Here is a 22,344-nt window from a genome sequence, read left to right as displayed (position 1 = left end):
GGAACGTTATCTGTTGCGGGTTTCATTGGCTGGACGGTCGAGGATCATCCGACGGCTTCAGGCTCGCCCTCTTCCTCGTCGGCGGGATCGGTTATGGCGGGCTGTTCAACCGGGTCGGCGGGTATTTCGCGCAGGCGCACGATGCGCGAGGCCGGTACCTGCATGCCGCCTACCTCGACAATGGCCTGGCCGTTGCTCAGCTCCACGCCGGTGACGCGGCCGCCAACCAGTACGCTGACATCCTGAATGCGCTCGCCGTCGGCATTGAAGGCGACGACTTCAAGATTGTAGACCCCGTCGGGCAGGGTGTTGCCTTGCGTGTCCTTGCCATCCCAGACCAGCCGGTGCTCGCCGGTGCCGGTCTGGCCATTGATGGTGCCGACCGTGGCGCCCTGTTCATTGGTAATGACAAGCTGGGTGGAGGTAGCGTCCTGCGGCAGCTGGTAGCTCCACTCTGCACTGCCTTCGCTCAGCAGCGAACCGCTGGTCTCTACCAGCGCGTATTTGCCGATGTAATCGACGCTGGAGAGCTGGGCGAGCGCGGCCTGGACGTTGAGCAGCGCCTGAATGGCCTGTGTTGACTGGATCTGCTGCTCCACGGAGGAGAACTGGACCAGCTGCTGGACGAACTCCTGGGAGTCCATCGGGCTGAGCGGATCCTGGTTCTGCAGCTGGGACGTGAGCAGTGTCAGGAAGGTATCGAAATTGTCTGTCAGGCTCGCCGCCGACGAGGCCGTGTTCGTCTGATTGACGCCGCTTGCGGCCTGCTGAGCCTGGGCAATGGGGTTCAGGTCTGTCATCGGATCAAATCCTCATATCCACGCCTGTCCGCCCGGCCATGAGAAAGCCGTACCGGCTCACCGGGGGGGGCGTGGACGCGTCGGAAACTGTCAGGGTGTTCGTGATGGCCGGTGCATCGGCGCGGCCATCGGTGTCGCGGGCTGGCTGGTCATCATCGCCGCCCTCGCTCAAGGCGAAGCCGATCCCGTTCTCGCCCAGATCAAGCCCGGCGTCGGCCAGCGCCTTTTCCAGTTCGCGCGCATTGCGCTGCAGCTCTGCGAGTGCTTCGGGTTTTTCGGCGGTCAGCATGGCCTGGACAGAGCGGTCCGCCCCGATCTCGAGGCGCACCTGCACCCGGCCGAGTTCTGGCGGGTCAAGGCGGATGTCAAAGCTGCGCGATCCGTCAGCAAAGCGCCGGGCGATCATCTGGCCGAGCTCGGCCACATGCCCTGACGCCATGCGCAAGTGCGGCAGGGCGGATGTTGTGCGCGTGCCAGCCAGGCTGGCGCTTTCATTGCGGGCCAGCAGGGCGGAACTGCTCTCAAGGCGCAGTTCGCCACCCTCGCTGCTCTCACCGCCATCAAGGGTTTCCGGCAGGGCGATGCCCGACTGCAGGGCGGTCAGCATCGCTGCCATGGTGGGCGGGGTGGCGGCTGCCGGGACCGTGCTGACGGGCGCCGGGGCCGGCGTGCCGGGCATGGCGCCTGCGCTTCGGGGCCGGGATGGCGCGTCTTTCGCCCCGGCCTCTGCCTTCTCCGCCGTGGCGCGTGCCTGCTCAAGACCCTCTTGACCGCGCGTCATGCCGCGCTCCATTTCGCGTCTGAAGGCGGCGGCATTGGGTACCTCGCCGTCGGCCCTTGCGGGCTGGACAGCCAGCTCGGCCTTTGCCTGCTGGGCATTGCTGGCGGCGGCCTGCGCTGCATCCGGCGCGTCGGACTGGCTGGCAGACGTGCCGGTACCGGGCGCGGAAGCTGCAGGCTGCGCCAGTGTCTGTTGACCGGACGAGCCCTTTGGCTGGGCAGCCTGGGCCGTCTGGCTGACTGCCGGTTCGGCAGACTTCGATGGCTCCGGCTTGCCGGCGGCGGGTGCGGCATCACCGGCGGGCATGGCCGGTGCGGTGCCCGTAGCGTTGGCGTTGCCGGCGGCTGCCGTCATGCTGCCGGGCGGAGTTTCGCCGCCCGCCGTGCTCTCGCCGCCGGATGTGTCTGCTGGCGCGCTGATGGCGGGGTCCGGCGCGCCTGAATCTGCCGGAGCGGGTTCCGCGGGGTCAGCCGGACCGGCAGCGCTGCCGCCCGTCTTCTCACCGCTGTTTTCCGGCTGCGCCGCGGGTGAGGCCACTTCGGGCGCGCTTTTCATATTGCCTGTGGCACCGGCAGGTGCGCTGCCGCCCGTGCCCGCGCTGGCGGGGGTGGCTTCGCCGGGCTCTGTGCTGCCTTCCGGCTGCACAACGGCCTCGTCGGCGGCGTTCTCATCGCGGGCGGCCGGGCTGGTTTCTACCGCGTCCTGAGTGTCCCCGGTGTTGTCCGCTGGCGGGCGGGGCGCGCGAACGGCCTGTTCGGGCCGGTCTGCCTGCCTGTCTGCTGCCGGCCGGCCGGCCTTTGTCTGATTGCTGGCAGTCTGGCTGGCACCGCCCGATTCGCGTGCCGTGGACTTTCCGGCTTCGGCATTGCGGGCCGGCTTGCCGCGAAGCAGCGCCTCGAAATCGCTGGCGCCGCCTGCCTTGCCCGAGCCGGCGCGCGCAGCATCGCTCCGGCCACCGGCGGGGAGGGAGGGAATAGTGTCAGCAATGGCATTGCCAGGCAGCATGGGCGCGGCGGTCCTTGAACAAAATCGTATCGGGATGTTGCGCGCATTTTGCGGCGGGCGGCCCTTCATGCCTGAGCAGACATGAGCCGGTCGGGAGTGGGCTTTCAAGCTTCATGCCATTGAAAGACTTTAAAATAGTTGAATTAAAACAACATACTAATTGGGTTAGGTGTGTTGCGCCAGCGTGCCGGGCGGCAAAAAATCCCCTGTGGCAGGGCCGAGTCTTGCCGGGTGACCGGCCTGTTCGGGCCTCATCCGGGGGCTGGGGCGGTTTGGCCCGGCTCTTGCCGGTTACATATGACGCCAAGGGTCCGCGCCAATGCGCAGACGGGCGGTAAAGAAAGGCTTAGGCACGTAGTTTCAATGGCTTGCGCAACCATCACATCCGCAGCGCCTTGGCGCCGGGAGGTATTTTGCCCCGGCAGGAATTGCCGCGCGGGGGATGGTTTTGCCTATACGCAGGCGGGCGTGCGGGCCGGTGGTGTTGAAGGAGACCAGACATGGCGCTGAACGGAATTCTCGGCAATGCGATGTCGGGCATCCAGGCGAGCCAGCTTGGCATGCGCTCGGTTTCCAACAATATCGCCAATGTCAACACGCCCGGCTATGCGCGCACGAAGGTGGATCTGATTGCCCGGTCTGCCGGCGGTATGGGCATGGGTGTGCAGGTGGCCGGCATTACGCGGGTGGCTGATGTCTTCCTGCAGGCTGCATCGCTTCGTGCAGGCTCTGATGCGTCCAGGGCTACCGCTAGCGCCGCCCTTCTGGACCGCCTGCAGACGCAGTTCGGCAGCACCAATGACGCAGGCGGGCTTTACGGAAGGCTGGTGCAGGCCTTTGAATCGATAGGGTCGGCGGCGGTTGACCCGGCAGAGCGCGTGGCGCGCCTGTCGGCGGCGTCCGACCTGCAATCTTTCTTCGACGAGGCGCGGCGCCTGTCGGCCGAGGTGCGTGCGCTGCGTGACGAAGCCGACCGGCGGATTGGCGGCGGGGTTGAACGGGTCAACGAGATACTGACAGAGCTGCAATCGCTCAACACACAGGCCCAGACCCTCAATGCCTCCGGATCGGACTCCACCGGCGTGACAAACCGGCAGTCCGAGCTCCTCGATGAGCTGTCAGGCCTGATGGATATCCGTTCGGAAGTGCAGCCTGATGGCCGGCTCTTTGTACGCACGGAAAACGGGGCAGCCTTGCTCGACAATTCCCGGCTGCAGCTGAGCTATGTGCCGTCGGGCACGGGTGCCTATGGCGCTGATTACGGGCGCATCAGCGCGATTGTATCATCGTCCGGCGCCACGGTTGACCTGACGAGCTCAATCCGGTCGGGAGAGCTGCGCGCGCTGATGGACATGCGCGATATCGAGCTGCCAGCCATTGCCGCCCAGCTTGCCGAGTTCACGTCCGGCACATCCGACGCGCTGAACGCGGCGCACAATAACGCCTCATCCTATCCCCCGCCTTCCACGATGGAGGGCCGCAATACCGGCCTGATCGCCAACGACCTGCTGAACGGTACCGGCCGTGCCACGCTGGCGGTGGTGCGTAATGATGGCGAGCTGGTGAACCGGATCGACCTGGAATTCACTGCCGGCGGCTTCACGGTGAACGGTAATGCCGGAACCACCGTCAATGATCTCGTCAACGAACTCAATGCCGCGCTGGGCGGCGACGGTACCGCCAGCTTTGCGGGGGGGCGCCTCGTGATCAATGCGAGCGCAGCGGGCACCGGCCTGGCGGCGGTCCAGGACGAGGCCAGCCCGTCCGATATCGGGGGCGGGCGCGGTTTTGCGCACTTTTTCGGCCTGAATGACCTCATCACGTCGGCGCGGCCGTCCTTCTTCGACACCGGGCTGGATGCGGGCACGCCGCTGGGCACTGGCGCCGGGCAGGAAATGACCTTCCGCATCTCGACACCCGACGGGCGCTCCACGACCGAGATCACCATTCCCGCCGATCAGGCGAGCATGGGCGATTTCGTCAACGCGCTGAACAATCCCGCCACAGGCATGGGCGGATACGGCACCTGGTCGCTCAATGGCGATGGCGCGCTGAATTTCTCGCCATCTCCGGCTTATGCCAATTACGATTTTGACCTGATTGCCGACACGACAACGCGCGGCGATACCGGCCTCGCCCTGTCGCAGATTCTCGGCATTGGCGATGCGGCGCGGATGTCGCGGGCCGAATCCTTCTCGGTCAGAAATGACCTGCGCAGCAATTCCTCTGCCCTTGCATTCTCGCGGCTCGACATCAATGGCGCCACAGTGCCTGGCGATCTGGTGCTGACCGAAGGCGATGGCCGCGGGGGGCAGGCGCTCTACGATGCGTTCTCTACCGCGCGCCGTTTCGACGGTGCGGGCGGGTTTGCAGGCGGCACGGCCAGCCTGCAGGCCTATGGCGCGCGCCTGGCCGGGGATGTCGGGTCACGCGCGGCACGGGCTGAACGTGCGGCCGATTCCGCGCTGTCGGTGAAGGAAGCGGCGGACCGCAAGCGCATGGATGTCGAAGGCGTCAACATGGATGAGGAACTGGCCAACATGATCCTCTACCAGCAGGCCTATAATGCGGCCGCGCGGATGATCCAGGCATCCAAGGAAATGACTGACATTATTCTGAATATGGGCCGCTAGCGCCGGGAGGTTTGATCATCATGCGTGTATCGACACAGGCTGCTTCCCAGTCCGCCCTGATGGACCTGATGCGCGCGCAGCGTGAGCTGTATGAATCAGGCCAGCAGATATCGACCGGTCTGAAGGCGCCGGATCTGAAAGGGTATGGCAATCAGGCCGAGACGATCCTGTTTGCGCGCGGCGCGCTGGCCCGTTCGGACAATTTTGTCGAGGCCAGCAAGCGCCTTGCCAGCCGGCTGGATGTGCAGGATCTGGCGCTGAACGAAATGTCGGAAGCGGTGCAGGATCTGCGTCTGGCGCTGACCACCAATGACGGCAGCTTCCTGATGGCTGATGTACAGGCGGCTTTCAGCCGGTTCACCAGCGCGCTCAATACCCAGTTCAACGGCTCGTTCATCTTTGGCGGCACGCGTACCGATACGCCGCCCTTCACAGCCAACACCATTGCCGATGTGCAGGGCGCGGCGAACATTGCCGATCTTTTCCAGAATTCTGCCCAGGCGCAGACCGGCCGGATTGAGGAAAACACCACGGTGGAGACAGGCTTTCTGGCCAGCGACCTGGCCAGCGACCTGATGGGCATTTTCGAGCGGATCGCCGATTTCAATGCCGGTCCTGACGGTCCGTTTGACGGGACGGTTACCGAGGCGCAGCAGAATTTCCTGTCCACCGAGATCAGCAATGTGATCGCGGCGTTCGAAAACATCTCCACTGCGGTTGCCAGAAACGGGTCCATGCAGGCGCGTCTTGAGACCGCGCAAGCGAACAATGCACAGCGCTCCGATTATCTGACTACCATGATCGCCGGGATGGAGGAGGCCGATATGGCCGAGGCGGCCACGCGCCTTGCGCAGGCGCAAGCCGCCGTTCAGGTGTCAGCCCTGGTATTCTCCGACATGAGCCAGGTTTCGCTCCTGCCCTTCCTGCGTTAGAATCCTGACTCTTCGACGTTTATAGTAAAGCGTTGGAGTCCTACGGACTTGCCTTTGTTCTTTTCGGCACCTTTCCAGATTTCCTTGCACGCTTGATCGTATTTTTTGGTAGTGTTTAGGCACCCAGGGTGAATTCGCTTGAGTGCTGATTTGGCATCTTTTGACGGCATCAGCGGAGTGTAATTTTCTGGGCTACAAGATAAAAGTAGCCACCCCTCAGTACAGGGGCTTGGAATAGCATAAATTATTTTTGATATATCAAAATCTTCACCAGAATCGTCAATTATGGACTGAATCATCAATATAATCAGCTCAATACGTTCAAGTTCTGTATTCGCTTTCTTGAACTTAATGCCTTGGTAGTTCGCGGCTTCTTCGGCGATATCAGCATCGAAGTGAATTATTAAATGCGAAATTGCGTCGTCACCGTCAAATAGAGGCATTTCAAAGAAAACATTAGCGTCGCCATTAAATAGTCGTTTTAATCGCTCAATGAGTTTGGCCCACCCGCCTTCACTGCCAGTGGCATCCGCGGCTGGAAACACTTCGCGGAAACTAACGACACCGCTCGCAAGCTCGCAGATTAACGACCGCATTGCGACAAGGTCGTAAGGCCCCTCACAGGCCAAGGCGACGGCACTCATCCGAGAGCACCTTTGATTTCGCCTCCCAAAAGAAGCTCGGACAAATTCCGACCGCGCGCGCGCCTGTGCCAATCTTCCGGTTTCGCATTAGGCGGCGGCACTATTGGGCGGATGAGTGTTTCCCCGCTGATGCTGTTGTTATTCTGAGGTGAGACAGATTCGTTTCTCGAAATTACAAAAATTTTGTGGTCGGTATCAAAGATATCCAAAGCATCAAGGGCAGTTGGGTTGTGAGAGGTCAAAAATACCTGCTTTGATGAACTGTTGCTAACATCGTCAATCGACGACACGATGTGTGATACCAGCTTAGAAACCAGACCTGGATTGAGCGTGCCATCCACATTATCTACTGCGAACGACCGTGGTGATTTGGGATGCGCTAACAACAATGCAGAAAAAAGTAGATATAATGTCCCCTCACTGGCATCAAATGGACTTAGGAAATTCGCATTCGTTTTCATATACTTATCTCTGAAGTATATTACCTCTGATTCTGTTTTCATCTGCTCGGGCACTATTCCCGGGTCTCTGGACCCGACTCTCAGCAAGTCGCTCCAGCCCGGACTCCAGATTACTGCTAGCAGCTTCTGAAAGCGCTTCTCGGCCTCAATGCCCTCTTGGCTTCTGGCATGGCGTACCGTTTCCGTAAAAGCGGCAGCTAGGCGCGAGCCAGTTAAGCCAAGGGGCTCGACAACGCGGCCATCTGTTGCAAGTCCGCGCATAACGGCTGTTTGGGGAGTGTAAATTGCGAAGTCCGCAAAATCATCGATCTCTTTTCTGACCGACGTGGGCATCTTGATGATTTGTGAAAGACTGTCCCAAAGTCCTCTAGTGCTCGGAATGCTAAAACTTCTCGATGAATCTATTTCTATGCTCTCAGGGTGTATGCGTACGCCCGCATGACTCCGGCCGAGCCTCCGGACGCCATCGATTTCAAAAGACTCAGAAAAAAATTCTAAATAATCGCTATATTGTCCGCTTCGCAAGACGACCCGGTATTTGAACGTGTCAAAATCCGCTTCGATCATAAAGGTTTTGGGTCGATCCACTCCACGAAAGGAAGACTTAAAGAGGTTGGCTCGAGATAGGCGCACTCCCTTATAGTCGAGGTCTTGAGGTTCTACTCCTCTTTTTAGGCAGGATGAAAGAATTGCGAGTGCTTCAAGAAGGTTTGATTTTCCAGCGCCGTTCGGGCCAATAAATAGGTTTATTTTCCCGAAGCTGATTTCAGATTCATAAATCGATTTGAAGCGGGAAATTTTCAGCCGACGTAACATATATTTACCTGAATTTGGAAGCAGCTCGCTTCGTACAGGAAAAAGGCGCGTCTCGCTACCGTCCATGCGCGAGCCTACCCGAACGGAACCCTAGCATCATCGGGTTGGGACAGCTACGGAAAGTGCGCTAGCCGTAGACTATCAGGCTGAGCCATTCTGCGGCCAGAGCAGGCGTATCGGAGCCTTCAATCTCGACTGAGCAGTTCTGCACCAGCTGGATCTGGCCGGGCTTGCGCTCTTCCGCCCTTGCCAGCGTGAACTTGCCGCGAATGCGCGCGCCAACGCGGACCGGTGACAGGAAACGCACCTTGTCGAAGCCGTAATTGATACCGATCACCTTGTCGGGAAAGGCCGGCAGGGTGGATTCGGCAAAATGGGAGAGAAGCGACAGCGTCAGGAAACCATGGGCAATCGGGCCGCCGAAGGGCGTTTCCTTCGCTGCGCGCTCGGGGTCCACATGGATGAACTGATGGTCCAGCGTCACGTCGGCAAACGCGTTCACGCGCGCCTGATCGACGTCAAACCAGTCCGATGTCACCGTCTCGCCGATACGCGCGGCATATTGCTCCAGAAGGCTCATGGCCATCTCTCCCCTGTTATTGTCGCGGCCAATGCCTACACCAGCTCTTTTAGCGCTTCAGCCGAAAAATCAGCCAGCTCGTCAAACCGGCCATCACGCACCTTGGCGGCCCATTGCGGATCAGACAGCAGCGCACGGCCAACGGCAACGAGATCGAACTCGCCGTTCTCGAAGCGCTTCAGCAGGCCGTCGAGCGAGGCCGCGGGTGAACCCTCGCCCATGAAGGCGCCGAGGAAATCGGAATTGAGACCCACCGAGCCGACGGTGATGACCGGCTTGCCTGTCAGCTTTTTCGTCCAGCCGGCAAGATTGAGGTCGGAACCTTCAAATTCGGGTATCCAGAAGCGGCGGGTCGAGGCATGGAACATGTCCACACCGGCGCCGGCCAGCGGGGTCAGGAAGGTTTCCAGTTCCTGCGGTGTTGCAGCCAGCCGCGCGGTGTAGTCCTGCTGCTTCCATTGCGAGTAGCGCAGGATAAGCGGCATGGCGGCCGGCATTTCCGCTCGCACGGCCCGCACAATCTCCTCGCCGAAGGTGAGGCGGCCTTTCAGATCGCCGCCAAAACGGTCGGTGCGCTTGTTGAGTCCGTCCCAGAAGAACTGGTCGATCAGATAGCCGTGCGCGCCGTGCAGCTCGATGGCGTCAAAGCCGGTCTCCACCGCGGCCTTTGCGGCCCTGGCAAAGGCGTGAACCGTGTCGGCGATGTCCTCTTCACTCATCGGCTCGCCGATTGTCTTGCCATTGGGCAGGATGCCGGACGGGCTGTCAGAGGGGGCGTCAGGATGCGGTCCGCTTCCAGGACGGCGGGCAAGGCCCACATGCCAGAGCTGAGGCGCGATTTTGCCACCCGCCGCATGGACGGCATCGACAACCTTCTTCCAGCCCGCCAGCGATTCCGGCGCATGGAAGTTCGGCACGTTGGCGTCGAAGCTGGCGCCCGGACGGTCCACGGTCGTGCCCTCGGTGATGATCAGGCCAACCGCATTTTCCGCCCGGCGGCGGTAATAGGCCGCCACGTCCTCTCCCGGTACGCCGCCCGGCGAGAAGGAGCGCGTCATCGGCGCCATCACGATACGGTTGGCAAGGGAGAGCGAGCCCAGCTGGAAGGGCTGGAACAGGGCAGCAGCATTGGTCATGGAAACGTCCCGCAAGGAGGATGGGAGGGATGGTGTGACCGGTATCAGATGGCGTGCCCGTAGTCAGGGTCAAGCCACTGTCGCGCACTTTGATGCAGCGCAGCGACCGTGATAGATAATGCGGACAAGGAAAATCCGGGAGTGCACATGAACCGCTTCGAGCGCGATTTCACCGGCGAAGCCAAGCTGGAATATGGGGATGCCGACTTCATGATACTGGAGCCGGGCGCCTATGTGCTGTGCGCGGTGACGGGCGAGAAAATCCCGCTGAACCAGCTGCGCTACTGGAGCTCTGAATTGCAGGAAGCGTTCAAGGACGCGCAGGCGGCCACACAGCGCTGGCTGGAAATCCATTCCGAACCGGGGATGCAGACATGATCGTGCTTCTTGCTGCTGCGCTGGCGGTCGCCAGCGCTGATCGCGCGATTGTGTGTGATGGCGAGCACCGCCAGGGCGGCGTTCTGGTCTGCCGCACGGCGCCCGGTGCCACCGTCATGATCGACGAGGTGGAGACGCGGGCCAATGACGAGGGCTGGGTCATTCTCGGCCATGACAGGGATGCGCCTGAAGAGACGCGGCTGCGCGTACGGATCAACGGGGAATGGGTATTCGACGAGCGCTATGAGGTGGCGGCGGCCGAATACGATATCCAGCGCATTGACGGCCTGCCGCCCGCCATGGTCAGCCCGCCGCCAGACGTGCTGGAGCGCATTCGCGCCGAAGGTGCGCGCAAAGGCCAGGCCCATGCCTCGCGCTGGGATGGCGACGGGTTCATGTCCGGCTTCATCCAGCCCACACAGGGACGGATCTCAAGCCGGTTCGGCGGTCAGCGCATCTATAATGGCGAACCGCGTACACCCCATTACGGGGTGGATATCGCTGCGCCGACGGGCACAGAAGTGCTGGCACCGGCCGGGGGCATTGTCAGGCTGGCCGACAGCGACATGTATTTCGAGGGCGGGCTGATTTTTATCGATCACGGGCAGGGCTTTAACTCGGCCTATCTGCATCTTTCTGAAGTGCTCGTGGCCGAAGGCGATACCGTCGAGCAGGGCCAGCTGATCGGGCGTGTAGGGTCCACGGGGCGGTCCACCGGGCCGCACCTGTGCTGGCGTATCCGCTGGCATGGGCGCAATGTTGACCCGTTCGCCACGCTGGACGTTCAGCCGGCCGCCTTGCGGTAGACATTTTTGGCGAAACGCCGGTGCACCCAGAACCACTGGGCCGGCGTTTCGAGAATACGCGCCTCGATGAAGCGGTTCACCGCTGTCACCATCTCCAGAATGGCCTGCGTCCGGTCAGCTGCCTGCGGGCGCGGCAGGGGTTCATAGACCTTTACCGTGAAGTTCGCGCCGTGGCGGCGCACGACCGACATCGGCACCAGAGGCGCATCATACTTCAGCGCCATGCGCGCCGGGCCCGAAGCGGTCATGGCGGGCAGGCCGAAAAACGGCGCCTCGATCCCGTCATTCATCTTCTGGTCGTTCATAAGCGCCACCGAATGGCCTGTCTGGAGCGCCTTTAGCGCTTCCTTGGCACCTGCCTCGCCCTTGGGCGCGAAAATCTCCACGCCATAGGCCGCGCGCTGGTTGACGATGCGCCGGTCGATCAGCGGATTGTTGGCATGGCGGTAGGTCATCCGGCATTTGGGCATGGCATTGGCCAGTACCGCAGCCAGCACTTCCCAGTTGGCGAAATGCCCGCCAACAAAGACCACCGGATCGCCCTTGGCCGCCAGCTCGTCGATCACGTCGCGCCCTTCAAGGCGGATGCTCTCGCCGGTGGCCTTGAGATCCATGCGGTGCAGGTTGGGAAATTCCCCCAGCAGGCGGCCGATATTGTCCCACATGGCCACCAGAAGCGCGTCGATCTCGCGCGCGCCGGCATCGGGGAAGACCAGCTCCATATTGCGCCGGGCCACCTTGTGCGGGCTCAGGAGCGGGCCCAGGCGGCCGCCCACCGAGGCGCCGAAATCGCTGGCTGCCTCCACGCTCATGGCGCGCACCAGGCTCTGATAGCCGTCCCAGCCCAGCGCCTCGGCGCGCCAGCCCATAGCTTGCAAAATCGACACTATGACGTTCCTGTCCTCGCCATGATCTGTGCCAGACAATCCCTGATCCGGGCCGCGTCGGCAAACACGGCCTGCACAGGATAGCTCAGTACCTGCTCTCGCATGCCGGCGGGCAGGCGCACATGATCCTTCTCGGTGGTGATTAGCTGTGCATTCCAGCTTTCGGCGAGATCGGCCAGACGTTTGAGATCGCCTGTGCTGAAGCGGTGATGATCGGGAAACTGGATGGCGTCGGCCAGATCGCCGCCAGCGGCTTTGAGGCCATCAAAGAATTTCTGCGGACGGCCAATACCGGCAAAGGCCAGCAATCTGCCCTCCGGTACGGGCGCGGACGGTGCCAGCCAGGCGCGGAAAACCGGCTTTTCCAGCTCATCGAGTTGCAGGCGCGCAAGGTCTGGCAGAGCATCGCCGTCAGGCATCATCACGATGACCGCGCCGGCGCGTGCCAGACCAGCACGGACAGGCTCGCGCAATGGCCCCGCCGGGAAGATGGTGCCCGGCCCCCATCCCGCTTCTCCATCGACGACGACAAAGGAGAAGTCCTTGTGCAGGGTGGGGTTCTGATGGCCGTCATCCATGACGATGATGCTGGCGCCTTGCCTGACGGCGAGCTGTGCGCCAGCCGGGCGGTCAGACGAAATGATGGCAGGCGCGGTACGTGCCAGCAGAAGGGGCTCGTCACCCACATCGTCTGCGCCATGGGTCTCGTGATCGACCCGTACCGGGCCTTTCAGCCGTCCGCCCCAGCCGCGCGACAGGGCAAACGGGCTGGCCCCCATGTCTCGCAGCATGGTGAGCAAGGCGGCGCTGACCGGCGTCTTGCCGGTGCCGCCGAGCGTGAGATTGCCCACGCATACCACCGGCACATCTGCCTTGAAGGGCGTGGTGCCGGCGATGCGCGCAGCGCCGGCGGCGGCGTAGGCCCAGCCCAGCGGTGAGAGAAGCGCGCGCGTGACGGCGCCCGATGAGCGTCCGGCCTTGTCGTTCCAGAAGGCGGGCGGGCGCATCAGCGTGTCTCCGCAGGCGTGCCGAGCAGGGAAAGGAGCTTGCCCGTTGTGGTGGCCAGTACATTGCCGGTCAGTGCCGAGAGGGCAGCCTGGCCTGCACTGAGGCTTGCGTCCTCGCCAGCCCAGCTGCGTATGACAGCCCCGGTGAGACCGGCCGTGTCCTGGACGGTGGCGACCGCGCCATGCTGCTCATAGGCGTCATAAATGTCGGAAAAGCTGTCGCGCCACGGCCCTGAAATGACCGCACAGCCCAGTCTCGTAGCCTCTACCGGATTGTGACCGCCAATGCCGGGTTTCAGGCTGCCCGCTATGAGCGCGACGGGGGCCAGCTCGAACCAGAGCGACATCTCGCCCAACGTGTCCGCCAGCCAGACCGGCGCGTCCTGTCCTGGCGCCTCGCGCTTCGATCGGCGCGCGAAGGCTAGCTGGCGCTGGTCCAGCAGCGCGGCAATCGCATCAGCCCGGTCCGGGTGGCGCGGCACGAGTATCAGCAGTGCATCTTCATGTGTGGCCAGCAGGTGCTGGTGGGCGTCCAAAACGATCTCTTCCTCGCCGGCATGGGTGCTTGCCGCGACCCATACGGGACGTCCGTTCACAATCGTGCGTGCAGCGGCCAGCTTGTCGGCCGCCGGCATGGCGGGGAGGATTTCCAGCTTCAGATTGCCCGCAACAGCGAGCTTGCGGTCCAGCAATTGCCCCAGTCCGCGTGCGGTGCGCCCGTCTGCCGGGCTGATCCAGTCAAACAGGCCTACAAGCGTCTTGCCGGATCGCTGCCAGCGTTGCCAGCGGCGCAGGGACGCCGCGTTCATGCGCGCATTGACCAGGGCCAGCCGTGCGCCGGACCGGGATGCCTCGACAATCAGGTTCGGCCAGAGTTCGCTTTCCACGAAAGCGGCCACATCGGGTTTCCAGTGTGCCATGAAGCGGCGCGCGGCTTCCGGGGTGTCTGCGGGGACGTATTGGTGGATCACGCCGGGCGGCGCCTCACGGCCCACAAGGGCAGCAGATGTGACGGTGCCGGAGGTGAGGAGCACATTGAGATCAGGCCGGGCGGCGATCAGCGCACCGGCAAGGGTAAGCGCGACGCGGCTCTCGCCGACACTCGCGCCGTGGATCCAGACAAGGCTGCCTTCGGGCCGGGCCACGGAAGCATGGCCGAGGCGTTCACCCATCCGGCTTTCATCTTCCTTGCCCTTGCGGGCGCGTGAGGACAGCACTGCCGGTGCCAGCGGCGCGGCCAGCCCCGACGCGAACCGGTAAAATGACAGGGCGGGAGGCAGGCGCGTCATGTGCCGCGCGCTCCGGCGGGCGGGGCGGGCTCAACCGGTTCCACGCCGCAGGCCAGGTCAGCCTCGCGGGTCATGTCTATAAGCGTGTTCTCCAGCCAGATACGCGCCGCCTCGCGATCCTCGGCGGTGGGGTTTTCCGGCAGGTGATAGGGCTCGCTCCAGATGATGACACCGCGCGAAAAGGGGAAGGGCAGGACGAACCGGTCCCAGGAGTTGAACACCTTGCGCCAGCGGATCGACCATGTCACCGCAAGCAAGGGCGCGCCGGTGGCTTCGGCAAGGCGCAGCGCGCCGGGTGTCACCCGCATGCGCGGGCCTTTCGGGCCATCAGGCGTGATGGCCATGACACCGCCTTCTTGTATATGGCGGACCATCGCGCGGTAGGCGCTCATCGCGCCCTTGTCATCATGGGTGCCGTCACGGCGGCGCTTGCGCGTCGAACCGCGAATGCCGAGCACCTTGTGATGCGCGGCAGCGCGCGCAATGACATCGCCATCGGCAGAACGCGAAACCAGTATGGCGGGCTGCTGGGTGCGCGGCGGCCAGAGCGCAATGCTCATCAGCAGCCGGCCGTGCCAGAAAGCGCCGATGGCGCCGCCCCCGCGAGCGGCTATCTCGCGCATGGCGTCGCTCCGCCGCACCTCCCAGCGCGTCGTGTGCTGGACGAGGGACATATAGCCGCCCATCAGTGCGCCGAGCGCGATCTGGACGGGTGTAAAGCTCAAGACAGACCTTGCCATGTCCTGTTGCTGGCCAGCGCGCCGCCTCACGTCAAGCATCAAGTGTTGTTGCGTGCCCTGTCCTTAACGCTTAAGTCGGCCCTCCATGAGCGAGAATTTTGACGATCCGGCCGTTCTGGCACGCGCCCGCAGCAGCCTGATGTGGGATGATCACGGCGTGTTGCGCCGGGCATTCCGCAATCACCGCCACGTGGCCGGGCAGATGTGGCGTGGCAATCAGCCCGATCCGGACCGCATTGCCTGGCTCGCCGGGCAGGGATTCAGGACGATACTGAACCTGCGCGGCGTGCAGCCCGGCAAGGCCTATTACGACCTTGAACACTGGGCTGCGAAGAAGCACGGCATCACCGTGATCGATCTCGGCTGGGGATCGCGCGAGGCGCCCTATGTGGAGCGGATCGAGCGCCTGATCGAGGTTTTCAACACCATCGAATACCCTGCCTTCATGCACTGCAAGTCAGGCTCTGACCGGGCCGGAATTGTCGCGGTGCTCTATCTGATCCTGCACGAGGGCTGGACGGTGGAAGCGGCGCTTGCCCACCTCTCGCTGAAATATGGGCATGTCAAGCAGGGCAAGACGGGCATGCTGGATCATTTCTTCCAGCTTTATCTGGACCGGAATGCGAAAGAGCCCATCGATTTCCTGACCTGGGTGAGGACCGAATATGACCGGCAGGCCTGCCATGATGGCTTCATGGCCAGCTGGTGGGGGTCCATCCTCACGGAACGCCTGCTGCGCCGTGAATGATACCGGTGGCCAAGGCCACGGGATATTAACCTTTCCCATGGCAGTATTGCTCTCCATTGGGAGGGCATATGGGCCGTCACCACATATCACTGAGCCCTGATCGCTCGATTGTGATTGTCGCCGTTTCCGGTGCGCGTGACACCTCAACCTACGCGCAAGGCACGCCGGACTTCCTCATGCGCTATCTCGCCCAGCCTGCCCGCAAAGTGCTGTTTGATGCGAGGCTTGCCCGCGCCGCAATGGAAAGCGGCACGGCTATCGAGCTGGCCGAGGCGTGCGGACAGGAGATGCCCGCGAGCCGCGTTGCCATCGTCGCGCGCGAGATGGACTGCGCCTATGCCCGCATCTGGCGCCGGGCGCTGGCCTCAACAGGCCACGAGGTGTTCGTGTTCGAGCATGTCGGCGCGGCGGAGGCCTGGCTTCGTTCGGAAGCCGACGAGGACACGCTCTACGTCGCCTGAGCCTCTTGCCCGTCGCGGAACTGGATGCGGCACAATTGCGCATAAAGCCCGTCGTTTGCGACAAGTTCGTCATGGCGGCCTTCCTCCACGACCCGGCCCTGGTCCATCACATAGATCCAGTCCGCATTGCGCACGGTGAACAGCCGGTGGGCGATGACCAGCGTGGTGCGCCCGGCGCTCAGGCGTTCCAGGGCGGCCTGCACGCGTTCCTCCGACCGGGCATCGAGCGCCGAAGTGGCCTCATCCAGAAGCAGTATCGGCGCATCCTTCAGGAGCGCGCGGGCAATGGCGATACGCTGGCGCTGACCACCGGACAGGAGATTGCCGCGTGGCCCGGCGCGGAATTCATATCCGCCCGGCAGGCTCATGATGAAGTCGTGCGCGTCGGCGGCCCTTGCTGCGGCCTCAATAGCCTCCGGACCGGCATCAAGCGCGCCAAAACCGATATTGGCGGCAATCGTATCGTCAAACAGGGTGGTGTCCTGACTGACAAGGGCCAGCGAGCCGCGCACGCTGGCGAGCGTCGCCCGGGCGATGTCCTGTCCGTCGATCTCTACTTGGCCAGATTGCGGATCAAACAGGCGCGCAATGAGGTTCAGCACGCTGGTCTTGCCCGAGCCCGACGCCCCGACCAGCGCCACCGTCTTTCCGGCAGGCACGTTAAGCGTCACCCCGTTCAGCGCGGGTGCCTCGGGTCCGTAGGCGAAATGCACGTCCTTGAGGGCCAGAGCGCCGCCCTTGAGCTTTAGCGGCTTTGCGCCCGAACGTTCCACAAGGCGCGGGTCTTCATCCAGCAGGTTGAAGACGCGCTCCAGCACGCCCATGCCTTCCTGTATCGCACCGGCCAGCGAGCCGAGCGCGCGCAAGGCGGGACTGACGATGAGAAGCGCCGCGATCACGCCGAGAAAGCGCCCGACATCGCTGTCGCCTGAGGCCATGCGCCAACCTGCCACGGCGAATATTCCGGCCAGTGCCACGCCGCCGGCCACTTCCATGAGCGGCTCGATCTTGGAGCGGTCGCGTACCATGGCCTGCAAGAGCTGGAAGCGTTCCTGAAAGGCGGTACGCGAGCGGTTGCGCGCATAGTTCTCCAGCGAAAACGTCTTGATAAGCCGCGATCCGCTCAGGGTTTCCTCCAGAAAGCTCGTCACATTGCCCATCTGGCTCATCACGTTGAGAGAACGCTTGCGGATGATCGCCCCGATGCGCAATACCGGCGCGCCGGCCAGTGGCAGGATCAGCAGCAGCAAAAGGGCGAGCACCCAGTCCAACCAGATCATTACGGCCACCCCGCCTACAACCTGCAAGCTGTCGCGGGTGAGGTTGTTGGCGGCGCGCACCAGGCTTTCGCGCAAGGTGGTGATGTCATTGGTGAAACGCGAGACAAGCGAGCCAGGGCCTTCGCCCTGCAGGCGGGCGAAATCGGCCTCCATCAGGCGGGCATACATGGCCGTCTGCAGATCGCGCATCACGCCGAGCGCCAGCCGGTTGGTGGTCAGGGTCTGCCAGTAGAGGCTGAGGCTGCGGACCAGTACCAGCGGCAGGACGATGGCCGGGGCCAGCCATATGACGCGCGCATCGCGCAGTTCCATAAGCGCGGTCATTTCGCGCACGACCAGCGCATATCCGCTGACGGAGGCCGCGGTTATCGCTGACAGCAGCAGGCCCAGTGCGAGCAGGGGCCAGCGCGGCGCGATCCAGCCGGAAAACAGCCGCGTGGCGAGCGCGAGCGTTCCGGCCGATTGCGGGCCGGACCGTGCCGGAAGGGCGGGATCACTCAGCGCTTCAATCCTCTAGCCCTGCGGCCCGCCATTGGCGGGGTCCAGCAGCTTGTGGGCGTGGATGATGAAAAAGCGCATATGCGCGTTGTCCACGGTGCGCTGGGCGGCGGATTTCCACGCCATACGGGCGCTTTCATAGTCCGGGAACGCGCCGACAAACTCGACCGCACCGAGATCCTTGAATTCATGGACATCGGGGCGAACCTCGGTCAGCTCGCCGCCGATCACGAGATGGAGAAGCTGCTGGCTCATGGTGATTCCTTTATCGGTCCGGCAAGCTGCTGCAATAGCAAAGCATGAAGCGCCGGGCCAGCGGCGATGGGCGCTGGCTGGCGGTGTTCCGCGCCAGCATAGCGCAGGCTCGTGCCTTCGGGGGAGGAGAGGCGTCCGCCAGCCTCCGTCACGATGAGATCGCCTGCGGCCAGATCCCAGTCATTCTTGGGCCGTACCGCCACCAGCCCGTCAGCATCGGCGCTGGCCGTAAGGGCGAGCCTCAGCGCGACCGAATTGATGTGAATGGTCTCAGCCCCGATGGCCCGCAGATCGCCCAGCCGCCCGGCATCGCCGAGCAGCTTTGCTCCGGCGATCGCCGCCTGAGCGGAGACTTGCAGGCGCTCACCATTGCGCCGGGAGCCGCCGCCCCGTACGCCCGTGTAGAGCTCACCGCGGGCCGGGGCGCAGATGGCGGCGGCCACCGGCTGGCCGTTCTCCACCATGGCCAGCGAGATACAGAAATCGGTGCGGCCCTTGATGAAGGCGCGGGTACCGTCAATCGGATCGACGACGAAGATGCGGCCAGATGAGCCGGGTTCTGCCCGGCTTTCCTCTGACAGCCAGCCATAATCGGGCCGTGCGTTAAGCAGCGTGTCTTTCAGGAAGGCATCGGCGGCGATGTCTGCCGCGCTGACCGGATCGCCGGGGCGCTTTTCCCAGTGTTTCAGGCGCGCGCCTTCGCCGAAATAATCCATGACGAGGTGGCCAGCGTCTCGCGCTGCCCCGGCCAGAAGATCGAGATCAGCGCTAGCGTCCGCCAACGGAAAGCGCATCCACCAGCACGCTCGGCGCATTGATCCGGCCGGAAAACTCCAGGTCATTGCCGGGCTGCAGCCGGGCGAAAATGTCCAGCATGTTGCCCGCGACCGTGCTCTCGCTGATCGCGCCGGTGATCTTGCCGTTCTCGATGCGGTGGCCTGCCACCCCGACCGACCAGTCGCCGGTGTTGGAATTGAGCGAGGCGCCGAACATCTCGGTCACCAACAGGCCATTACCCGCATCCGCGATGAGTTCGGCGCGCGAGCGTTCGCCCGGCACCAGATGCAGATTGGAGACGCTGACCCCCGGAGGACCGCCCGGATCGGCGCTGGCATGGCCGGTCAGGGGCAGGCCCAGCTGGCGGGCGCTGGCGGCGTTCAGGAGCCAGCCTGTCAGCACCCCATCCTCAATGATGGCGCGGGGGCGGGTGGCGACACCCTCGCCGTCAAAGGCGCGGCTGCCATGGCCCCAGGGCTTTAGCGGATCCTCGATAATGTCGATGCCTTCGGCGAAAATGCGCTGGCCATTCCTGTCACGCAGGAAGGAGGTGCCGCGCGCGATGGCAGGCCCGGAGATGGCGCCCAGCAGAGCGCCGAGAAAGCTGGTCGCCACGCGCTCGTCGAAGACGACCGGCATCTTGCCGGATTTCATCTTTTCCGCGCCGAGGCGGGCGACCGCGCGCTCGCCTGCCGACCGGCCGAGCTCGTCGGCGCCGCGCAGGGCGGCGCGCTGGCGCATGGAATGCTGATCGTAATCGCGCTCCATCAGCTCGCCCGATTTTGCGATGGCCGCGATCCCGCGCGAGGCCATGGAGCCGCGCTTTGCGCCAACAAATCCGGTGGAGGTGAGCATGACGGCGGCGCTGGCAGAGAGGCTCGCGCCGGAGCTGGCGACCATGGCCACCCCGTCGACGGCGCGGCCGGCGGCCTCCATCTCCAGGGCTTCGGCTTCCAGCTTTGCCGCGTCCCAGTCCATGTCCTCATAGAGGTCGATATGGGGGATGGTGCGGGCAAGCTGGTCAGGCTCGACAAGGCCGCAATACGGGTCTTCCGGGGCGACACGTGCCATCGCGATGGCGCGCTCCACCGCAAGGCCCGCGCCCTCGTCGGTCAGATCGGAAAAGCTGGTGCCGGCCATGCGTTTGCCAATGAAGACACGCAGGCCTGCGCTGCGTCCTTCAGAACGCTCCACATCCTCCAGCGCGCCTTCACGCACCGAGACTTCAAGCGAGCGGGCCTCGCCAAGGATTACCTCGGCGGCATCCGCGCCGGCGGCCATGGCCCGTTTGAGCAGGCTTTCCGCCAGTGGCAGCAGGGTTTCGGTGCTCGGCCCGCTGGCGGGCGATGCGCTGGTGTTTCGGGCTTTATCGGTCATGTCACCGGCTATAGCGGTGTGCTGCGCGCCGGGCAATCACCCGTCCCGCAATCAGGTCAGTGCGTACCAGAGAATGGCAATGCCGCCCGCCAGGTAGACGAGGAGCGAGATGAGTGCGCCGCCGAACCGGCCAACGCTGACACCTGAGCTGCCCGTCAGGCCGAAGGCGTGCAGCACGCGCGCGAGCGTCAGCGCGATGCCCAGAGCGTGCAGGACATAGATATTGGCATCAAGAAGCGCCAGCGTGAGCAGGCCGATCAGCATGCCCGGCACCCACTCGGTAGCGTTGGCATGCACGCGGATGCGCCGCGCCAGCGATTCATCGCCGCCATCGCCGAACCCCACCTTGCTGGCCCGGCGCCCGGAAATCACATTCCACGCCAGAACGAGCAGAATGAGCAGATTGATGCCGATATAGAGACCGGCTACGGCCACTGGTGTCATGGTGATTGTCCTCCCGCGAGGCTGATTTTGGCTCAGCCTTTCAAGCGCACTATCATGTGCACCGCGCCGGCGTGCAATCAGCTTTCAGGCGATGGCTGGCAGGTGAGGGCGGTCTCTGCGACGAAGCGGCTGAGCGCGCCCTGGACGCTGGAATTGAGCCCGGCGGCCTCCATGCGCGCGCGGACAGGCTCGCCGGTCATGGAGTCGATCAGGATCGAATAGGCCACAGCGTCAAAGCGGCGCGCGGCGCGCTCAGACAGGCAGGTGCAGGCTTCATCGCCATAGCCGAGCCGTTCAGTGCACACCGCAATGAAGCGGGCCTGTTCAGCTCCGTCCGGCGGTGTGCGCGGGCCAGGCGAGCAGGCGGCAAGCACAACAGCGGCGGGAAGCAGGGCTAGTGCACGCATCACGCGTCTTCCTCCGGTGGCAGGCTGGCCGCCTTGCGGATCGCATCTGCCAGTACCTCCGGCGCCTCGGCCCCGGAGACGGCGAATGCGCCGTTGAAGATGAAGCAGGGAACACCCGCCACGCCCAGCGAGCGGTAGAAGCGCTCCTCGCGCTCCAGCACGTCCTTGTCGCGATGGGTGGTCAGCAGCTCTGCGACCAGATTGGCATCAAGGCCGATGGCTTCGGCAATCGCCGTCAGTTCTGAGGCCGCGCCGATATCGCGCCGCTCCTCGAAATAGGCCTTGAACAGGCCTTCAGCGGCGTCTGCTCCCTTGCCCTGGCCTTGCGCCCAGCGGATCAGCCGGTGGGCGTCGGTCGTGTTGGGCCGCATGGGGATTTCGTCGAAATTGAAGACGATGCCCGCTTCCGGTCCGGCGGCTTCGAGATGTTCGCGCATGGCCTTGAAGCGGCCGGAATCATCGCCGCCGAAACGCTTCTTCACATAGTCCTGATAGGGCAGGCCGGCTTTGGGGATCGAGGCATCAAGCTGGAACGGGCGTAGCACGGTCTCCACCGGAATGTCCGGCACAAGGTTCTGCGCCGCCATCCAGTAGCGATGGCCAAGCCAGCACCACGGGCAGACCGGATCGAGGACAAGATCGACGTGAACTTCGCTCATGGGCCGCAAACTAGGCGTTGCGGGCCATCGGGCCTAGCCCCGAAATGCGGTGATCAGGCGCTCTAGGCTGTCACATCCAGCAGCGCGGCCACCATGTCGTCTGCCGCTCTGACAATGGCGCCGGAGGCGGCGGCGAGGTTCTGTGCCTGGATCATGTCCACGGCCGCTGCGGCGTAGTCTGGCGAAGGAGTAGCGCGCCCGCCGGGTGCGGGGTGTTGGGGGGAAGGGCCGGCAGGCGCGCCTGGAGTGGTGACCGCGCGGGAGGGGCGGTCGGGGATGGTCAGGTCACGAACGCCGGACACCCGGTCTGCCGCGCGGTTCATCAGAGCCGTGGCAGAGGCAAAGCCAGAAACACCGGATGCGAAGGCAGCGTTCATGAAAGGAGGATGCGCGTGTGCTGTCCGCAAATCCATCGAAACCCGTAATAATCGTAAACGCCATACTAATGGCGGGGCGTCACGCCGTGATGCCTTCTAATCGCCGCCTCCATGCGCTATATGCCGTCTTCGATATCCATTGCCACCGGCCTTGAACCGGCGGGAA

At 63.6% G+C, this 22,344-nt stretch carries 24 protein-coding genes; 6 read left to right on the top strand and 18 right to left on the bottom strand.

Features of this window, described 5'->3' with window-relative positions; translation table 11 throughout:
- Positions 1-44 precede the first annotated feature (44 nt).
- Positions 45-800, bottom strand: coding sequence for a flagellar hook assembly protein FlgD (locus IEV75_RS11495; protein ID WP_188452717.1), 756 nt, complete (start codon positions 798-800; stop codon positions 45-47).
- Positions 801-804: 4 nt separating this feature from the next.
- Positions 805-2,586, bottom strand: coding sequence for a flagellar hook-length control protein FliK (locus IEV75_RS11490; protein WP_188452716.1), 1,782 nt, complete (start codon positions 2,584-2,586; stop codon positions 805-807).
- Positions 2,587-3,086: 500 nt separating this feature from the next.
- Here IEV75_RS11490 and flgK point away from each other — a divergent pair, with 500 nt between their 5' ends.
- Both flgK and IEV75_RS11480 read left to right on the top strand, forming a co-directional pair.
- Positions 3,087-5,219, top strand: coding sequence for a flagellar hook-associated protein FlgK (flgK, locus tag IEV75_RS11485; protein WP_188452715.1), 2,133 nt, complete (start codon positions 3,087-3,089; stop codon positions 5,217-5,219).
- Between the two features lie 20 nt (positions 5,220-5,239).
- Complete coding sequence (locus IEV75_RS11480; RefSeq protein WP_188452714.1) at positions 5,240-6,151, top strand: flagellin N-terminal helical domain-containing protein; 912 nt, start codon at positions 5,240-5,242, stop codon at positions 6,149-6,151.
- Here IEV75_RS11480 and IEV75_RS11475 read toward each other — a convergent pair.
- The 4 genes from IEV75_RS11475 to IEV75_RS11460 form a co-directional block, all read right to left on the bottom strand.
- The gene (locus IEV75_RS11475) at positions 6,148-6,795 is read right to left on the bottom strand and encodes a hypothetical protein (RefSeq protein WP_188452713.1); all 648 of its coding nucleotides are present in this window, start codon (positions 6,793-6,795) and stop codon (positions 6,148-6,150) included. The genes IEV75_RS11480 and IEV75_RS11475 overlap by 4 nt on opposite strands.
- Positions 6,792-8,138, bottom strand: a complete 1,347-nt coding sequence (locus tag IEV75_RS11470; RefSeq protein WP_188452712.1) for an AAA family ATPase — start codon at positions 8,136-8,138, stop codon at positions 6,792-6,794. Before IEV75_RS11470 ends, IEV75_RS11475 begins: the two co-directional genes overlap by 4 nt.
- 61 nt (positions 8,139-8,199) lie before the next feature.
- Complete coding sequence (locus IEV75_RS11465; protein WP_188452711.1) at positions 8,200-8,652, bottom strand: MaoC family dehydratase; 453 nt, start codon at positions 8,650-8,652, stop codon at positions 8,200-8,202.
- Positions 8,653-8,687: 35 nt separating this feature from the next.
- Entirely contained in the window at positions 8,688-9,788 is a 1,101-nt protein-coding gene (locus tag IEV75_RS11460; RefSeq protein WP_188452710.1) for an NADH:flavin oxidoreductase, read from the bottom strand.
- 147 nt (positions 9,789-9,935) lie between these two features.
- On the opposite strand from IEV75_RS11460, the gene IEV75_RS11455 reads away from it, so the two are divergent.
- Together IEV75_RS11455 and IEV75_RS14015 are read left to right on the top strand one after the other, a co-directional pair.
- A complete protein-coding gene (locus IEV75_RS11455) occupies positions 9,936-10,166 on the top strand; it encodes a DUF2093 domain-containing protein (protein ID WP_188452709.1) in 231 nt (76 codons plus the stop codon).
- Positions 10,163-10,972, top strand: coding sequence for a M23 family metallopeptidase (locus tag IEV75_RS14015; RefSeq protein WP_308418876.1), 810 nt, complete (start codon positions 10,163-10,165; stop codon positions 10,970-10,972). Before IEV75_RS11455 ends, IEV75_RS14015 begins: the two co-directional genes overlap by 4 nt.
- Here IEV75_RS14015 and IEV75_RS11445 read toward each other — a convergent pair.
- Genes IEV75_RS11445 through IEV75_RS11430 form a run of 4 tightly spaced genes read right to left on the bottom strand, consistent with a single transcriptional unit; the run spans position 10,951 to position 14,895 of the window.
- A complete protein-coding gene (locus IEV75_RS11445) occupies positions 10,951-11,859 on the bottom strand; it encodes a lysophospholipid acyltransferase family protein (RefSeq protein WP_233351846.1) in 909 nt (302 codons plus the stop codon). The genes IEV75_RS14015 and IEV75_RS11445 overlap by 22 nt on opposite strands.
- Positions 11,859-12,866, bottom strand: a complete 1,008-nt coding sequence (gene lpxK / locus IEV75_RS11440; RefSeq protein ID WP_188452708.1) for a tetraacyldisaccharide 4'-kinase — start codon at positions 12,864-12,866, stop codon at positions 11,859-11,861. Before lpxK ends, IEV75_RS11445 begins: the two co-directional genes overlap by 1 nt.
- Positions 12,866-14,155: a 3-deoxy-D-manno-octulosonic acid transferase gene (locus tag IEV75_RS11435; RefSeq protein WP_188452707.1), complete on the bottom strand. Its 1,290-nt coding sequence runs from the start codon at positions 14,153-14,155 to the stop codon at positions 12,866-12,868. The genes lpxK and IEV75_RS11435 overlap by 1 nt, the downstream gene beginning before the upstream one ends.
- Positions 14,152-14,895: a lysophospholipid acyltransferase family protein gene (locus IEV75_RS11430; protein ID WP_188452706.1), complete on the bottom strand. Its 744-nt coding sequence runs from the start codon at positions 14,893-14,895 to the stop codon at positions 14,152-14,154. Before IEV75_RS11430 ends, IEV75_RS11435 begins: the two co-directional genes overlap by 4 nt.
- An 85-nt stretch (positions 14,896-14,980) precedes the next feature.
- On the opposite strand from IEV75_RS11430, the gene IEV75_RS11425 reads away from it, so the two are divergent.
- Positions 14,981-15,643: a protein tyrosine phosphatase family protein gene (locus tag IEV75_RS11425; RefSeq protein ID WP_188452705.1), complete on the top strand. Its 663-nt coding sequence runs from the start codon at positions 14,981-14,983 to the stop codon at positions 15,641-15,643.
- A 68-nt stretch (positions 15,644-15,711) separates the two neighbouring features.
- On the top strand, positions 15,712-16,104 hold the full coding sequence (locus IEV75_RS11420) for a hypothetical protein (protein WP_188452704.1): 393 nt from the start codon (positions 15,712-15,714) through the stop codon (positions 16,102-16,104).
- Here the strand turns inward: IEV75_RS11420 and IEV75_RS11415 are convergent.
- The 8 genes from IEV75_RS11415 to IEV75_RS11380 all read right to left on the bottom strand — a co-directional run bounded on the left by IEV75_RS11415 (position 16,092) and on the right by IEV75_RS11380 (position 22,178).
- Positions 16,092-17,708 (bottom strand): ABC transporter ATP-binding protein, encoded by a 1,617-nt coding sequence (locus tag IEV75_RS11415; RefSeq protein ID WP_373290533.1) that lies wholly within the window; start codon positions 17,706-17,708, stop codon positions 16,092-16,094. The two genes, IEV75_RS11420 and IEV75_RS11415, sit on opposite strands and share 13 nt — an antisense overlap.
- 189 nt (positions 17,709-17,897) lie before the next feature.
- On the bottom strand, positions 17,898-18,137 hold the full coding sequence (locus tag IEV75_RS11410) for a DUF4170 domain-containing protein (protein ID WP_188452703.1): 240 nt from the start codon (positions 18,135-18,137) through the stop codon (positions 17,898-17,900).
- On the bottom strand, positions 18,134-18,931 hold the full coding sequence (locus IEV75_RS11405; protein WP_233351845.1) for a 3'(2'),5'-bisphosphate nucleotidase CysQ: 798 nt from the start codon (positions 18,929-18,931) through the stop codon (positions 18,134-18,136). The genes IEV75_RS11410 and IEV75_RS11405 overlap by 4 nt, the downstream gene beginning before the upstream one ends.
- Positions 18,906-20,291, bottom strand: a complete 1,386-nt coding sequence (locus IEV75_RS11400) for a TldD/PmbA family protein (RefSeq protein ID WP_188452702.1) — start codon at positions 20,289-20,291, stop codon at positions 18,906-18,908. The genes IEV75_RS11405 and IEV75_RS11400 overlap by 26 nt, the downstream gene beginning before the upstream one ends.
- 51 nt (positions 20,292-20,342) lie before the next feature.
- The gene (locus IEV75_RS11395) at positions 20,343-20,735 is read right to left on the bottom strand and encodes an MAPEG family protein (RefSeq protein ID WP_188452701.1); all 393 of its coding nucleotides are present in this window, start codon (positions 20,733-20,735) and stop codon (positions 20,343-20,345) included.
- A 77-nt stretch (positions 20,736-20,812) separates the two neighbouring features.
- Positions 20,813-21,142, bottom strand: coding sequence for a hypothetical protein (locus IEV75_RS11390; RefSeq protein WP_188452700.1), 330 nt, complete (start codon positions 21,140-21,142; stop codon positions 20,813-20,815).
- Positions 21,142-21,801, bottom strand: coding sequence for a DsbA family oxidoreductase (locus tag IEV75_RS11385; protein WP_188452699.1), 660 nt, complete (start codon positions 21,799-21,801; stop codon positions 21,142-21,144). The genes IEV75_RS11390 and IEV75_RS11385 overlap by 1 nt, the downstream gene beginning before the upstream one ends.
- Before the next feature lie 62 nt (positions 21,802-21,863).
- Entirely contained in the window at positions 21,864-22,178 is a 315-nt protein-coding gene (locus tag IEV75_RS11380) for a hypothetical protein (RefSeq protein ID WP_188452698.1), read from the bottom strand.
- Between the last annotated feature and the right edge of the window lie 166 nt (positions 22,179-22,344).

This window comes from Glycocaulis albus (assembly GCF_014639075.1).
In the GTDB taxonomy this organism is placed as follows: Bacteria; Pseudomonadota; Alphaproteobacteria; order Caulobacterales; family Maricaulaceae; genus Glycocaulis; species Glycocaulis albus.
This window is presented reverse-complemented; position numbering and strand designations above follow the sequence as displayed.